At 54.6% G+C, this 14,105-nt stretch carries 10 protein-coding genes and 1 pseudogene; 6 read left to right on the top strand and 5 right to left on the bottom strand.

What is annotated here, in order from left to right; translation table 11 throughout:
• Positions 1-28 precede the first annotated feature (28 nt).
• Positions 29-3,067, top strand: coding sequence for a valine--tRNA ligase (locus tag RC74_RS10215; RefSeq protein ID WP_039004626.1), 3,039 nt, complete (start codon positions 29-31; stop codon positions 3,065-3,067).
• Between the two features lie 57 nt (positions 3,068-3,124).
• A complete protein-coding gene (locus RC74_RS10210; RefSeq protein ID WP_039004625.1) occupies positions 3,125-4,231 on the top strand; it encodes a pyridoxal phosphate-dependent aminotransferase in 1,107 nt (368 codons plus the stop codon).
• Here the strand turns inward: RC74_RS10210 and RC74_RS10205 are convergent.
• Positions 4,228-5,427, bottom strand: coding sequence for a pyridoxal-phosphate-dependent aminotransferase family protein (locus RC74_RS10205; RefSeq protein ID WP_039004624.1), 1,200 nt, complete (start codon positions 5,425-5,427; stop codon positions 4,228-4,230). The two genes, RC74_RS10210 and RC74_RS10205, sit on opposite strands and share 4 nt — an antisense overlap.
• Before the next feature lie 384 nt (positions 5,428-5,811).
• Here RC74_RS10205 and RC74_RS10200 point away from each other — a divergent pair, with 384 nt between their 5' ends.
• Positions 5,812-7,362 (top strand): ABC transporter ATP-binding protein, encoded by a 1,551-nt coding sequence (locus RC74_RS10200; RefSeq protein WP_417935180.1) that lies wholly within the window; start codon positions 5,812-5,814, stop codon positions 7,360-7,362.
• On the opposite strand, the gene RC74_RS10195 is transcribed toward RC74_RS10200, so the two are convergent.
• Entirely contained in the window at positions 7,352-8,035 is a 684-nt protein-coding gene (locus RC74_RS10195; RefSeq protein ID WP_039004623.1) for a TIGR04283 family arsenosugar biosynthesis glycosyltransferase, read from the bottom strand. The genes RC74_RS10200 and RC74_RS10195 overlap by 11 nt on opposite strands.
• An 82-nt stretch (positions 8,036-8,117) precedes the next feature.
• Here RC74_RS10195 and ygfZ point away from each other — a divergent pair, with 82 nt between their 5' ends.
• The gene (gene ygfZ, locus RC74_RS10190; RefSeq protein ID WP_039004622.1) at positions 8,118-8,855 is read left to right on the top strand and encodes a CAF17-like 4Fe-4S cluster assembly/insertion protein YgfZ; all 738 of its coding nucleotides are present in this window, start codon (positions 8,118-8,120) and stop codon (positions 8,853-8,855) included.
• Between the two features lie 41 nt (positions 8,856-8,896).
• On the opposite strand, the gene efp is transcribed toward ygfZ, so the two are convergent.
• Positions 8,897-9,463, bottom strand: coding sequence for an elongation factor P (gene efp, locus RC74_RS10185; RefSeq protein WP_039004621.1), 567 nt, complete (start codon positions 9,461-9,463; stop codon positions 8,897-8,899).
• A 217-nt stretch (positions 9,464-9,680) separates the two neighbouring features.
• Here efp and RC74_RS10180 point away from each other — a divergent pair, with 217 nt between their 5' ends.
• On the top strand, positions 9,681-9,995 hold the full coding sequence (locus RC74_RS10180) for a DUF6280 family protein (protein WP_039004620.1): 315 nt from the start codon (positions 9,681-9,683) through the stop codon (positions 9,993-9,995).
• 122 nt (positions 9,996-10,117) lie between these two features.
• Positions 10,118-11,562 (top strand): annotated as a pseudogene (locus RC74_RS10175) (cobyric acid synthase).
• 1 nt (position 11,563) lies between these two features.
• Here RC74_RS10175 and RC74_RS10170 read toward each other — a convergent pair.
• Positions 11,564-12,574 carry a hypothetical protein gene (locus tag RC74_RS10170; protein ID WP_039004618.1) on the bottom strand — a complete coding sequence of 337 codons (1,011 nt, stop codon included), beginning with the start codon at positions 12,572-12,574 and terminating at the stop codon, positions 11,564-11,566.
• Positions 12,575-12,645: 71 nt separating this feature from the next.
• A complete protein-coding gene (locus RC74_RS10165; RefSeq protein ID WP_156477446.1) occupies positions 12,646-14,046 on the bottom strand; it encodes a TolC family outer membrane protein in 1,401 nt (466 codons plus the stop codon).
• Positions 14,047-14,105: the final 59 nt, after the last annotated feature.

Below are 14,105 nucleotides of genomic sequence, written 5' to 3'. Positions count from 1 at the left end.
ATGGACTTAGCAAGATTGAGGGCCAAAAATGGCGATGGAAAAAACATTCGACGCGCGTGAAGCCGAAGCACGTATTTACGCGAAATGGGAAGACGAAGGCGCGTTCAAAGCGGGGGCAAATGCCAGCCGCGAAGAAACCTTTGCGATTATGATCCCACCGCCGAATGTCACGGGCAATTTGCACGTGGGCCATGCGTTTAACAACACGCTTCAGGATATCCTCACGCGGCAAAAACGCATGCAGGGGTATGACACTTTGTGGCAGCCAGGCACCGACCACGCGGGTATTGCGACGCAGATGATTGTGGAGCGCAAGCTGGCCGCTGAGGGCCTTCCGACCCGCGCCGAGATGGGCCGCGAAGCCTTTTTGGAGAAGGTTTGGGAGTGGAAAGCGGAGTCCGGTGGCAACATCAAAAACCAGCTTAAGCGCCTTGGATCAACCTGTGATTGGTCGCGTGAAGCCTTTACGATGGACCCAAACTTCCACGAGGCCGTGATCAAGACCTTCGTGAAAATGTACAACGACGACCTAATTTATCGCGGCAAGCGCCTTGTGAATTGGGACCCCCATTTTGAGACAGCGATTTCGGATCTTGAGGTGGAGAATATCGAAGTCGACGGTCATATGTGGCACTTCAAATACCCGCTCGCAGGCGGCCAAACCTATGAATACGTTGAAAAAGACGACGACGGCGTTGAGACTTTACGCGAGACGCGCGACTATATCGCAATTGCGACGACCCGCCCCGAAACCATGCTGGGTGATGGCGCGGTTGCAGTGCATCCGGACGACGCGCGCTATGCGCCGATCGTTGGCATGCTCTGTGAAATTCCCGTTGGCCCCAAAGAGAGCCGCCGTTTAATCCCGATCATTACCGATGAATATCCCGAGATGGACTTTGGATCGGGCGCGGTAAAAATCACCGGAGCCCACGACTTTAACGACTATCAGGTTGCCAAGCGTGGCGGCATTCCGATGTATAACCTGATGGATACGAAGGCCGCCATGCGCGCGGATGGGCGCCCCTATGTTGAGGAAGCCGCCACCGCACAAGCCATTGCAAACGGGGAATTGGAATTCGACGAGGCGATGATCGCCGCGATGAATTTGGTGCCCGAAGCTTATCGCGGCATGGATCGTTTTGAGGCGCGCAAAGCGGTGATTGCAGATATTACGGCCGAGGGTTTGGCTGTGATGACGACCGAAGTGCGCAAGGACGACGAGGGCGAAGAGTTCACCGTTTTTGTGCCCTACGTCGAAAGCAAAAAGATCATGCAGCCGTTTGGGGATCGCTCCAAAGTGGTGATCGAGCCAATGCTGACGGATCAGTGGTTTGTGGATACGGCGAAAATCGTTGGCCCCGCGCTGGAAGCTGTACGCGAAGGCCGCGTGAACATCATGCCTGAGAGTGGCGAGAAGGTGTTCTATCACTGGCTGGAAAACATCGAGCCTTGGTGCATTTCACGCCAACTTTGGTGGGGGCATCAGGTGCCTGTCTGGTACGGTGTAAAATGTACAAAGGGCGACGACGGAAGTCAGGTTTTTGACTTTGAATCCCGTGTTGCTCACTGTGCTTCCACCGAAGAAGAAGCGATAAAATGGTTCAATGAGTATTATGGGTTAGAAGTCGTTGTTTCCCAGAACATGCCCACAAATAGCGAACTCAGAGCGAAGTGGGAGAGTAATCACGCCATCCATTCTATGGTCAAAGCCGCCAAAGCTTCAGAAAAAGAGGCAGAATATAACCCAACTATTTTTCGTGATCCCGACGTTTTGGACACGTGGTTCTCCTCTGGCCTTTGGCCCATGGGGACGCTTGGTTGGCCTGAGCAGACGCCGGAATTGGCGAAATACTATCCGTCTGATGTGTTGATCACGGGGCAGGATATCCTGTTTTTCTGGGTGGCGCGAATGATGATGATGTCGCAAGCCGTTGAAAAGAAAGACCCCTTCCACACGGTTTACCTCCACCAACTCGTGCGCGACGAGAAGGGCGAAAAGATGTCGAAGACCCGTGGCAATGTGATTGACCCGCTGGAAATCGTGGACGTTTACGGCGCGGATGCACTTCGCTTTACCATGGCGCAAATGGCGGCGATGGGCGGGGTTTTGAAACTGTCTGAGGACCGGATCAAAGGCTATCGCAACTTTGGTACAAAGCTGTGGAATGCGGCGCGTTTTGCCGAGATGAATGAGTGCGTTCCCTCGCCAGATTTCGACACAAGCAGCGTTAAGCAGACGGCGAATAAGTGGATCATCGGCGAAGCGGCAAAAGCACGAATTGACGTGGACGCAGCCCTTGAGGCGTACCGTTTCAACGACGCGGCCAACACGCTTTATGCGTTTGTCTGGGGCAAGGTTTGCGATTGGTATGTTGAGTTTGCCAAGCCGCTATTCTACTCCGAAAACGATGAAATCATTGCAGAAACACGCGCGACGATGGCGTGGGTTATTGATCAATGCCTCATCCTTTTGCATCCGATCATGCCCTTCATAACTGAAGAACTTTGGTCCTCGATTGCGGCCCGCCCCAAGATGTTGATCCACACGGATTGGCCGACCTATGGCGAAGACATCATGGACAAAGACGCGGACGGCGAGATGAATTGGGTCATCGGATTGATCGAATCGATCCGCTCTATTCGCGCCGAAATGCGAGTGCCTGCGGGGGCGAAATTGCCGATGTTGCAGATGCAGTTGGACGCAAAATCGCAAGAAGCGCTGACGCGTAATGAGGCGATTGTGTGCAAATTGGCGCGAATTGAGAGCATCACGCCGGTTTCCGACCTGCCCAAAGGCTGTGTGACGATCGCCGTGACGGGGGGCACATTTGCGCTTCCGATTGCCGATCTCATTGATCTGGATGCAGAAAAATCGCGCCTTGAGAAAGCAGTAGAGAAACAGAAGAAGGAATATGGCGGCCTGAAAGGGCGGTTGAGCAACCCGAAATTCGTGGCCTCGGCCCCCGAAGAAGTGGTTGCCGAAAGCCGTGCGCGGATGGCGGAACTTGAGGCGGAAGCCGAAAAGCTCGCGGCTGCATTGCAAAGACTTGCCGATCTTGTTTAACTCTGGTTGGGCCGTGTAAATTCGGCCCAGCCGCAGCATTTTATGGGATTTTCGCCAATGAAAACGCCACGACAAACGCGCCTTGCTCAAACGCTTCCGGCCTCGGTGCCCTTCGTTGGGCCTGAAACCCAAGAACGCAAACGCGGCAAGGTTTTTGCAGCGCGGCTTGGCGCGAATGAGAGCGTTTTTGGCCCCTCGCCCCGCGCCATTAACGCGATGCAAAAAGCGGCTCATGACGTCTGGATGTATGGCGACCCTGAAAGCTATGATTTAACCCACGCGCTCGCGAAAAAGCACGATGTCGCGCCGGAAAACATTCTTGTCGGCGAAGGTATCGACGGAATTCTGGGCTATACTGTGCGGCTGTTTCTGGAACCCGGCGACACTGTGGTGACCTCGGCGGGGGCCTATCCGACCCTCAATTATCACGTCGCGGGATTTGGTGGAAATATCGTCACCGTGCCGTTTACGGGCGACCATGAAGACCCCAAAGCCCTTGTTGCGAAAGCCCATGAAGTGGGGGCGAAAATCGTCTATTTGGCCAATCCCGACAACCCGATGGGAACGTGGCATTACGGCCCAATGATTGACGACATGATCGCCGCCTTGCCCAAGGGCTGCCTGTTAATCCTCGATGAGGCCTATATCGAATTTGCGCCGCAACACACCGCGCCCGATTTGGATGTGACGAACCCGCAAGTCCTTAGAATGCGCACATTTTCAAAAGCTTATGGCATGGCGGGCGCGCGGGTTGGTTATGCGATTGGCCACGCAGAGAACATCCAAGCCTTCAACAAGATCCGCAATCATTTCGGCATGTCGCGCATTTCACAGGCGGGTGCGCTTGAGGCATTGGCGGACACGACCTACCTTGCGGAGACCTTGGAAAAGGTCGCCCATGCCCGCGAGCACCTCTATCAGATTGCGCAGGACAACGGGTTGACCGCCCTCCCCTCGGCGACGAATTTCGTCACGATGGATTGCGGGCGCGATGGCGCGTTTGCCAAGCGGGTTTTGGCGGAGCTTTTGGCGCGCGATATCTTTGTTCGCATGCCGTTTGTTGCCCCGCAGGATCGATGCATTCGCATTTCGGCGGCGTCAGAAGCGGACCTCGCGCTGTTTGCGCGGGCCTTGCCCGAAGCGTTGCAAGCGGCCAGCCGTTAAGCCTCTGAGATCACCCGCGTTGCGGCCTCTAAAGCGCCGTTTCCATGGGGTATTTTCAACGCTTTGAGGCCTGCGTCGATGCAAGCGAGCGTGCCCAAAACCATATGCGCATTCACGTGGCCCATGTGGCCGATGCGGAAATACCCGTGCCATTCAGGCGAGCCACCGGGCGCCATACCGAGGCCAATTCCAAGTGTCACGCCGAGGTTTTTGGTGAGGTAGTCGCGCAAGGTCGTACCGAGGGGGGCGTCTATTTTGACCGAGGTTACCGCGTGGCTTCGCAGGGCTGCATCCGTGACATTCATCCGGATAGAGCCCTCCTGCCCCCATGCATCGAGCGCGGCCCAAACCGCGTTGGCGAGGATTTTATGGCGGCGATATGCGGAGTCTAAACCCTCTTCGTGGACCAACATATTGAGGGCTTCACGCAAGGCAAAAAGATGGTGCGTGGGCGCGGTTCCGCAGAAATATTCATAGAATTCTTGCGGGTTGCCTCGCACTGTCCAATCCCAATATTTGGAGATTTGCCCCAAAGTTTCGCGCGCTTTTTCGGCCTTGTCATTATAGAATACAAAGCCAATTCCGGGGGGAGTCATCAGGCCTTTTTGGCTGGCGGCAATCATTACGTCGACGCCCCATGCATCCATTTGGAACTCTTCGCAGCCAAGGCTGGCGATGCAATCTACCATCAGGAGCGCGGGGTGACCGACGGCGTCAATTGTCTCGCGTAATGCCTTGATGTCGTTACGGAAGGATGTGGAGGTGTCGACATGAACGGTGGTTACCGCTTTGATTTCATGGGTTTTATCCGCCCGAAGAGCGGCTGCAACTTGCGTCAAATCTAATGTGGAATGCAGTCCGAAATCCAGCACGTGGGTTTCAATTCCCATAGCCGTGGCCATTTCGCCCCAGCCAATGCCAAAGCGACCCGTCGCCAAAACAAGCGCTTTATCCCCGCGTTTTAGGGTGTTGGCGATGGCCGCTTCCCAGATGCCGTGGCCGTTCGCGATATAAATCGCAGCGCGGTGACGTGTTCCTGCGATGGCTTTTAGATCGGGGATCAAGGTGGCGACCATCTCGACCAAAGCGCCTGTATAGATATTGGGCGCGGGTTGGTGCATGGCTTGCAAAACGCGGTCAGGCATAACCGATGGGCCTGGAATGGCGAGGTAGTGGCGTCCGTTGGCAAGGCTCATTTTGGTCTCCGTCAATTTGCTTTCTATCCCGCTTACTCGGGAAATTCAGACCCGTCAATCGCCGCCGCGCCTGTCTTGCGTTGACCACGTATCAGGGTTAAACAATTGTCTAGCCTAGCCGCGATTGAGAGACACTTTTGCCCCATTCTGCTCCTCGGAATCCCCCCACGCTCCCACGCTTTCGGGCTATACATCGCGCGAATTGTTCCGCCGTTTATGGCATGATTATTTGCGCCGATATTCGGGTCTCATGCTGGTTGCGTTCTTTTTCATGGTTATCGAGGGCGGTTCGCTTGGGGTGTTGTCCTATTTGTTGCAACCGATGTTTGACCAAATTTTCATCGCGGGGGATTCTGCTGCGATTTGGCGGGTTGGGGGCTTATCGTGGCCCTGTTTTTTGCGCGTGCGATTAGTAACCTTGTGCAAAAAACACTGTTAACGACGGTTGCGCAGCGCACCTCCACGACCATGCAAAAAGAGCTTGTGGGCCATCTGATGACGCTTGATAGCCAGTTCTTTCAAAAAAACTCCCCCGGGGCGCTGATGGAGCGTGTTCAAGGCGATACGCTGGCGGTTCAGGGGGTCTGGAGCGTGATTATTTCGGGAGTTGGGCGCGATTTTATCTCACTCCTTGCGCTTATGTATGTGGCGATCCAAGTGGACTTGATTTGGACCCTAATTTCCATTGCAGGCATCCCTCTGCTTCTTCTGCCTATGGTGGTTTTGCAGAAATATATTCGGCGCAAAACCAATGCGTTACGGGTTGAGGCCAGCTTGCGCTCGACCCAACTCGACGAGATTTTTCACGGGATCAATCCGATCAAACTCAACGTCATGGAAAGCTATCAACAGAGCCGCTTCAACTATATTATTGGCCGCATTGTGCGGGCCGAAATCAAGACAGCCGCCGGACGGGCGTTTATTCCGTCGATGATTGATATCATGACGGGTTTTGGGTTCCTTGGCGTGTTGGTTTTTGGCGGCCAAGACATTGTGACGGGGGATAAAACCGTCGGCCAGTTCATGAGTTTTTTCTCGGCGATGGGTCTGACGTTTCAACCTATGCGGCGTTTGGGTTCCATCGCGGGCACATGGCAGGTCGCGGCGGCGAGTTTGCAACGTCTGTATACGCTATTTGACGAGCGCCCAACCATCCTGTCGCCTGCGGTTTCCAAGGGAACCGAGGCATTTTCGGGTGATGTAACCCTGCGAAATGTTGAGTTTTCCTACGGCGATACGCCCGTTTTGCATGATGTGAGTTTTGTAGCGAAAGCGGGCGAAACCACGGCACTTGTGGGGGCGTCTGGTGCGGGGAAAAGCACCGTTTTCAACCTCCTCACGCGCCTGATTGAGCCAACCAGTGGTGCGGTTTTGGTTGGGGGCGTGCCGGTTGCAGATTTTGATCTTTCTGTCCTGCGGCATTCGTTTTCGGTGGTGTCACAGGACTCGCTTTTGTTTGACGAAACCTTGCGCGACAATGTTTTGATGGGGCACACGGATATTACAGAGGCAGACCTTGAACGCGCGCTTGAGGCGGCGCATGTGACGGATTTCCTTGGTCAACTTCCCGATGGGCTAGCGAGCCCGGCTGGCCCCCGTGGTACGAACCTTTCTGGCGGTCAGCGGCAGCGGGTGGCCATTGCACGGGCCCTGTTGCGCCGCTCGCCAATACTGCTGCTGGATGAGGCAACATCCGCGCTGGATGCCAAATCCGAGGTCTTTGTGCAGTCGGCACTGGAGGAGCTTTCAAAGGGGCACACGGCGATTGTGATTGCGCATCGCCTCTCGACGGTACGAAATGCGCATAAAATTGTCGTTATGGATCAGGGGCGCGTGGTTGAAGAAGGCACGCACGATGAACTTTTAGCCCGATCGGGGACCTATGCGGCGCTCTATGCCATGCAATTCAAAACCGAGGAAGACGTTACTTCTTAGCGTAGGACTGCGCTAATTTCTTTGGGTCAGCGCCCAATTTATAGCGCAGAAGTGTCGTTAGATTTCGCAGGGAACGTTTGGCATAGCCTTGTTCGCGGTAACGTGCGGCGCTGGTTTGAGACTGAAAACCGCCGCGTTTGAGCCGCCCTTTGAGGGTTTTGGCGAGGGCGACATCTTCCATGAGCGGAATGTCAGGATAGCCGCCGACCTCGTCGTATAAAGCCCGCGAAATCAGTAGGGTTTGATCGCCATAGGGCAGCCCAAAAAGGCGGGACCTCAAGTTGGCGCCACGGGCCGTCATCCGCGCCATCATGGCGTCATCGCGTAAAACCAGATCGCCGTATCCAGCGTCCGTTTCCTGCGCGATAAACCTTGAGACATGGGCGCTCCACCCCTCCGAGAGATGGGAATCGGCATGGAGGAAGAGCAACCATTCGCCCGAACAGGCCGCCGCCCCAAGGGAGAGTTGCGCCCCCCGCCCCACCGCGCCAGACACGACCTCGGCCCCCGAAAGCTGTGCGATTTCAACGGTATCATCAGATGAGCTTGCGTCGGAAATCACCAGTTCGCGAATTAAACCTGCATTCAACCCCTCCATCAAACAGGCAAGGGTCGGAGCCAATTCTGAGCCTGCGTTCAATGTCGGGATCACAATGGAGAGAGGGGCGCGCATCTTGGACCTTTTCACTAAATTTGGCGCTGTTCCCTGCGCCCAATCACCTATATTGAATAAGGTCCAGAATGAGGAGCGGAATATGTCGCAAGCCGATCGCAAGATTTTTACAATTTCGGGAGCCGACCGTGTGGAGTTTCTGCAGGGGCTGGTGACCAACGATGTGGCGCGGGGTGGGCTGATTTATACGGCGCTGCTGACGCCACAGGGGAAATACCTCGCGGATTTCTTTTTGATGGTGCGGGTGGATGATATTTTGCTGGACGTAAATTCGCAAATAGCAGATGCGGTGGTGCAACGTTTGAGCATGTATAAATTGCGCGCTGACGTGCAGATTTCGCCTAGTGACCTCAAGGTTTCCAACGGGTTTGGCGCGGCGCCAGAGGGAGCGGTTGCCGACCCGCGCCATGTGGATCTTGGCTGGCGGTCCTACGGGACGGGGGTGCAGGCTGCGGCGGACCTCACGGCGCAGCGAGTGGCTCATTGCATCCCTGAGACGAGCATTGAGTTGACCCCTGACACGTATATCCTTGAAGCCGGATTCGAGCGCTTCAACGGTGTGGATTTCAAAAAGGGCTGTTATGTCGGCCAAGAGGTCACAGCGCGGATGAAGCATAAAACCGAGCTGCGCAAAGGCTTGGCAACGGTTTCGATTGACGGCGCGGCCCCCATTGGCACAGAGATCACCCGCGAGGGCAAGACGGTCGGAACACTGTATTCTCAAGCCGATGGACGCGCCATTGCCTATCTGCGGTTTGATCGGGCGATTGGGGAAATGCAGGCGGGTACGGCGACCCTGACCTATAACGCGACATCATAGGGTAACGCGCCCCCTGACGAGGGGCGCGATTGGAACAAGCGTTAGGACGCGCGTTCGGAATATTCCATGGCAACGGTGTCGACGACAACGTTTTCGCCCTGTCCAACGAACGGCGGCACCATGATTTTGATGCCGTTGTCCAAGATCGCAGGTTTAAAGGAATTCGCGGCGGTCTGGCCTTTGACAACAGGCTCGGTCTCGACGATTTCGCAAATTACCTTTTGTGGGACGCGGGCGTTCAAGGCTTCTTCGTCATAGAATTCGATGACAACCGTCATGCCGTCTTGCAAGAACGGGCGACGTTCGCCGAGCAAATCCGAGGGCAATTCGATTTGATCGAAGGTTTCAACGTCCATGAACACCAACATTCCGTCGTTTTCATAGAGAAACTGCTGATCTTTTTGCTCAAGACGAACACGCTCGACCTTATCGGCGCTGCGGAAACGCTCGTTCAGCTTGGAACCGTTACGCAGGTTCTTGAGTTCCACTTGCGCGAAAGCTCCACCTTTTCCTGGCTTTACGTGATCTACCTTTACGGCAACCCACAAACCCTCGTTGTGATCAAGCACATTTCCGGGGCGAATTTCGTTTCCGTTTATTTTTGGCATGGTAATTCTCGTCTCGGAGGGTTGATGTAAACAATGGTGTACCTATATATTGGCCAAGGATGGCTGACAAGGCGACTATATCGATGTTTATTGAAATAAAGCTATGCGTGGAGCGCATATCTGGTATTCCAAATGAGAAATACCGAATCGTCAAAAAACCGTCATATTCGCCGGACGCTCAAAAGTACAAGTGCAATATTAAAAAGGGGATGCCCAAATGGCTGATTTCGTTGATGGCACCGCTTTCAACCACGAACAAGGGAACCGCTCGCGAAAGCTTTTCGCGGCTGTTGTTTTGGCTGCGTTGGATGATGCGATTGCAGACGATAAGAAATACGGGAATGGTCCTGAGCAAATTGCTCGCTGGGCACGTTCACGTGATGGCCGCGAGGTTTTGTCCTGCGCGGGTATCGATCCAAACGAACGCGTTGTCACAGGCTTGATGAGCTTTGTGTCCAATGGTGTTCGGACTTCTGTTGCTCTTTCTCGTGAAGAAAGCGACCGTCGTAATCAACAGGCTGAAGCCGCTTAAGGCTTTGACTACCAGTTTTGCTGAGCGCGCCCATAAGGGCGCGTTTTGCGTTTTTAGGTTAAAAACGTTGCACATGCTGCCTGATTTGGTGTTTCTAAGACAAAGAATTTTTGGGGACAGATTTGGCCAAAGCAATCATGATTCAAGGGGCTGGCTCTAACGTCGGCAAGTCGATGCTTGTCGCGGGGCTTGCCCGTGCCTTCACGCGACGCGGGTTGATCGTGCGCCCGTTTAAGCCGCAAAACATGTCCAACAATGCCGCCGTGACGCTGGATGGTGGCGAGATTGGCCGCGCGCAAGCGCTTCAGGCTATGGCGTGCAACACGCCCCCCATCATTGATATGAACCCCGTCTTGCTCAAGCCCGAGTCCGATACTGGCGCGCAAGTTGTGGTTCAAGGCAAGAAATTTGCCACCATGAAGGCCCGCAATTATGGGCGCGCCAAGGCGCAACTTCTGCCTGCGGTGCTTGAAAGCTTTCATCGCCTAGCCGCGTCCTGTGATTTGGTTCTGGTTGAAGGGGCGGGTAGCCCTGCGGAAATTAACCTGCGCGACGGCGACATTGCCAACATGGGTTTCGCCGAAGCGGCTTCGGTTCCGGTTATTTTGATCGGCGACATCGACCGCGGTGGAGTTATTGCGCAAATTGTCGGGACGAAGGTTGTTCTATCGACTGCAGATTCGGCGCGGATCAAAGGGTTTGCGGTGAATAAATTTCGCGGGGATCCCAGCCTGTTTGACGCGGGTGTGACGGCGATCGAAAGCCGCACCGGCTGGCCTTCGTTTGGGGTTGTGCCGTGGTTTGAGGGCGCGTGGCGTCTGCCCGCCGAGGATGTGATGGATATTGCGACCCGTAAGGGCGGCGCGTTCAAAATCGCCGTGCCGCGCCTGTCGCGCATTGCGAATTTCGACGATCTTGATCCTTTGGTTGCGGAACCCTCAGTTACAGTTGAGATAATCGAGGCTGGACGCCCCCTGCCCGCCGATGCTGACCTGATTTTGATACCCGGCACGAAATCCACCATTGCCGATCTCGCGTTCTTTCGCGCCCAAGGATGGGACATTGATTTGGCCGCACATATCCGGCGCTCGGGGCGGTTCTGGGCATTTGCGGCGGCTATCAAATGTTGGGAAAAGAAATTGTCGACGAGGACGGAATCGAAGGCACACCCTCCCGCGCCGAAGGCCTCGGCCACCTCGACATCACCACCCATATGAAGCCTGAAAAGCGCGTGGCATTAACCAAAGCGACTCACATCGAAAGCGGCTGCGCGGTTGAAGGGTATGAAATTCATATCGGGGAAACCAACGGGCCAGATTGCGCGTTTGCGTGGCTGGAAATTGACGGACGGGCCGAAGGGGCCGCGCGGGGGCGGGTTCAGGGATGCTATCTGCATGGCATTTTTGCTTCAGACGCGTTTCGAGCGGCCTATTTGAGGCAACTTGGCGCACCAGTTGAGATGCGCGATCACACTGCGGATGTGGAAAAAACGCTCGACGCGCTTGCTGCGCATTTAGAAATGCACATGGATCTGGCAAAAATTCTGGACCTCGCGGACGAGGTTTAGCTCATTCGAACTCTTGGCTTGAGATAATCCGATGAATTTCACGCCGGACCAATTTGCGCACATTGCGGGTAATGCGCTCGCCCAAAGCGCCCTGCAACTCTTGGCGGACAATCTCCGACACCAAATCCCTGAGCGCGTCTTCGTCGATGGGCAGATCATTGACCCCGAAATCGCGATCCAAAGCCTCTTGGAGATCATCAGGTTCGGAATGAGCGAAATTTGGTGCAGGATCCTCGTCTTCTTCAAAATCATCCACGCCCACGGGTGCCGCGTGACGCCGCACAAAGTCAGGATCGACCTCTTGTGGCCCCGCATCAAGCTCGATGACTTCAGGCTCGGCAACCAGCGCTTCAAGCTTGGTGCGAGCATCCGCATCTTGCCACTGAAGCGGTTCATTTTCGGGAATAGACCCAACTTCCTCGCTTCCATCAGGCTCAAACACGCTTCCCTGCTTGGAAATTGCGGCCTCTAGCTCAGCGATGGTCGCTTTGAGCGAGGACTGGCGGATCAGGGAAGCAGAAATGGCGTCAACTTGCGCTGCCATCTCAGATTCAGCTTCAACTTGGGTTTTAAGCGACTGTTGAACGAGGCTTTCGACTGCTTCGTTTGGCGTATTTTCTTGAGGGGTCTCGTCTAAGGTTTTTTGCCATGCCCCAAGAACCAAAACCTCAAGGTTTTCCTTGGGAGCCTCATCAGGGAGAAGATGCAAGCGCGTCACCGAAGCTTTTGGCGGCTTATCCACAGAATCAGCGCCGTTGACGGGCGCATCAATCAACGATTCGAGTTCAGGATCAAAGGCTTCTGCAGCCCTCTTCTCGCGATTTGGATCAACCCGAAAAGCGGGTATCAACACAAGGCGATCATCACTGCCTTCTTGTGGTAGGGCCGCTGAAACGCCTTGTTTCTCGGGGATTTCCTCGGCAACATTCTCGTGCCGACGGTCCTCTTTGAACAAGCGTCTAATGGACGACAAAACGTCCTCAATTTCAATATTTGCAACTGGGTCGGACATGAATTACCTGCTATCGCCTCATGAAAGAGTTTACCCGTTTTCGCAAATTTTCACAACAGATAGCGCCAATTCTACTCTTTTCCCAAGCCTTTGAGGACACGGTCCAGCGCCTTGCCCTGCTTACTATACCCAGAGGGCGCATTTTCGACAGCGTTGTAATAGACCGAAGGGTCATAGATTTGGACCTTAAGCTTCAAGTGCTCTGCGGTTAGCAACCCCATTTGAGCCAGCAAAGCATAGTCGGCAAGATAGCGTATTGTATTCGCCACGATCACATCCGCCTTCGCATCCAAGACTTCTTGCTCGGCGTTCAAAACATCCAATGTAGTGCGCGCGCCCAAGGCGGCCTCTTCGCGTGTGCCATCAAAGGCGGATTGCGCCGCGACGACCTGCGCTTGCCGTGATGACAGACTTGCTTCTGAAACCAACAACCTCGCCCATGCCGTACCAACATTTTGTTGCACCGCAAGGCTCACCAAATGAAGTTGGGCCCGCTCAGCTTGAACCGCGGCAAGCGCTTGCCGCGCGAGAGAAGGAAGACGGCCACCTTGATAAATCGGGCCCGAGAGATCAAGAGAAATAGCCGCGCTTGTGCTATCGTACTCGTCCCATTCACCAATCATTCCGGCACGTGCCGTGCCATTTAACGTGGGGTATTTCAACCGTTCGGCCCGCTCTTCGTTCAACTCGGCGACTTTAATCGTGCGCTGAACGGCTTTCAAATCCGGATGATTTCTAAGCGCCACGTCCCGCGCAGCGTCAAGAGAACTCGCGACTTTGGGGGCCCGAGGAGGGCTGGCCAAAGTCGTAGGATAATGGCCAATCGCGGAATTATAAACTTCTCGCGATACGGCCACTTCACCCTTGGCTTCAGCCAAACCAGCCTGCGCCGCAGCCAAGCGAGCTTCGGCGTTCGAAACATCCGTGCGCGTCACTTCGCCCACTTCAAAACGATCCTGAGCGGCCTTGAGCTCTTGCCCAATAACCCGAAGGTTGTTCTGGCGAAGATCAACAAATTCAAGATCTTCTGAAAGGGATAAAAATGCGTTAACCGCGTTAAAGAGCACTTGTTGTTCGATACCAATCAAGTTTTCGCGCGCCGCGAGCACCGATTCTTTTGAGGCTTCAACCGCCAATTTATTGCGGCCGAAATCATAGAGGGTCATTTCTGCGACGAGGTTTAAACCCGCCCCAAGCCCCTGATCGTACCCGCCAAGAATGGGACGTTCTAGATCGGAATACGCATAATCAATGGACGCAATATAGGACAACGTGGGGCGCAATGCCGCAACCGATTGCGCAACATCCTCATCCGCAGCCCGTAAAAGCGCCCGATTTTGTTCTAGCAGTCCACTATTATTATAGGCGGAAACAAGGGCGTCGGCCAATGTCTCGGCACGACTGGCAATTGTAGAAGACATGAGAATCGCGACCGTGAACCCGATCACCTTTTTCATTTTCTGCCCACTCATACCACGCTCCAAAATTGTGCCGGGCTTGCTGCCCTTTGGTTGTATTTTTCTTGTTAGCC

The sequence above is a fragment of the Falsihalocynthiibacter arcticus genome, assembly GCF_000812665.2.
In the GTDB taxonomy this organism is placed as follows: domain Bacteria; phylum Pseudomonadota; class Alphaproteobacteria; order Rhodobacterales; family Rhodobacteraceae; genus Falsihalocynthiibacter; species Falsihalocynthiibacter arcticus.
This window is presented reverse-complemented; position numbering and strand designations above follow the sequence as displayed.

What these genes read in the sequence shown, in the direction of transcription:
- RC74_RS10165 (WP_156477446.1), bottom strand. Translation starts at nt 14,046, where the DNA reads ATGAGTGGGCAGAAAATGAAAAAGGTGATCGGGTTCACGGTCGCGATT.
- efp (WP_039004621.1), bottom strand. Translation starts at nt 9,463, where the DNA reads ATGCCAAAAATAAACGGAAACGAAATTCGCCCCGGAAATGTGCTTGAT.
- RC74_RS10205 (WP_039004624.1), bottom strand. Translation starts at nt 5,427, where the DNA reads ATGAGCCTTGCCAACGGACGCCACTACCTCGCCATTCCAGGCCCATCG.
- ygfZ (WP_039004622.1), top strand. Translation starts at nt 8,118, where the DNA reads ATGTCGCAAGCCGATCGCAAGATTTTTACAATTTCGGGAGCCGACCGT.
- RC74_RS10170 (WP_039004618.1), bottom strand. Translation starts at nt 12,574, where the DNA reads ATGTCCGACCCAGTTGCAAATATTGAAATTGAGGACGTTTTGTCGTCC.
- RC74_RS10180 (WP_039004620.1), top strand. Translation starts at nt 9,681, where the DNA reads ATGGCTGATTTCGTTGATGGCACCGCTTTCAACCACGAACAAGGGAAC.
- RC74_RS10215 (WP_039004626.1), top strand. Translation starts at nt 29, where the DNA reads ATGGCGATGGAAAAAACATTCGACGCGCGTGAAGCCGAAGCACGTATT.
- RC74_RS10210 (WP_039004625.1), top strand. Translation starts at nt 3,125, where the DNA reads ATGAAAACGCCACGACAAACGCGCCTTGCTCAAACGCTTCCGGCCTCG.
- RC74_RS10195 (WP_039004623.1), bottom strand. Translation starts at nt 8,035, where the DNA reads ATGCGCGCCCCTCTCTCCATTGTGATCCCGACATTGAACGCAGGCTCA.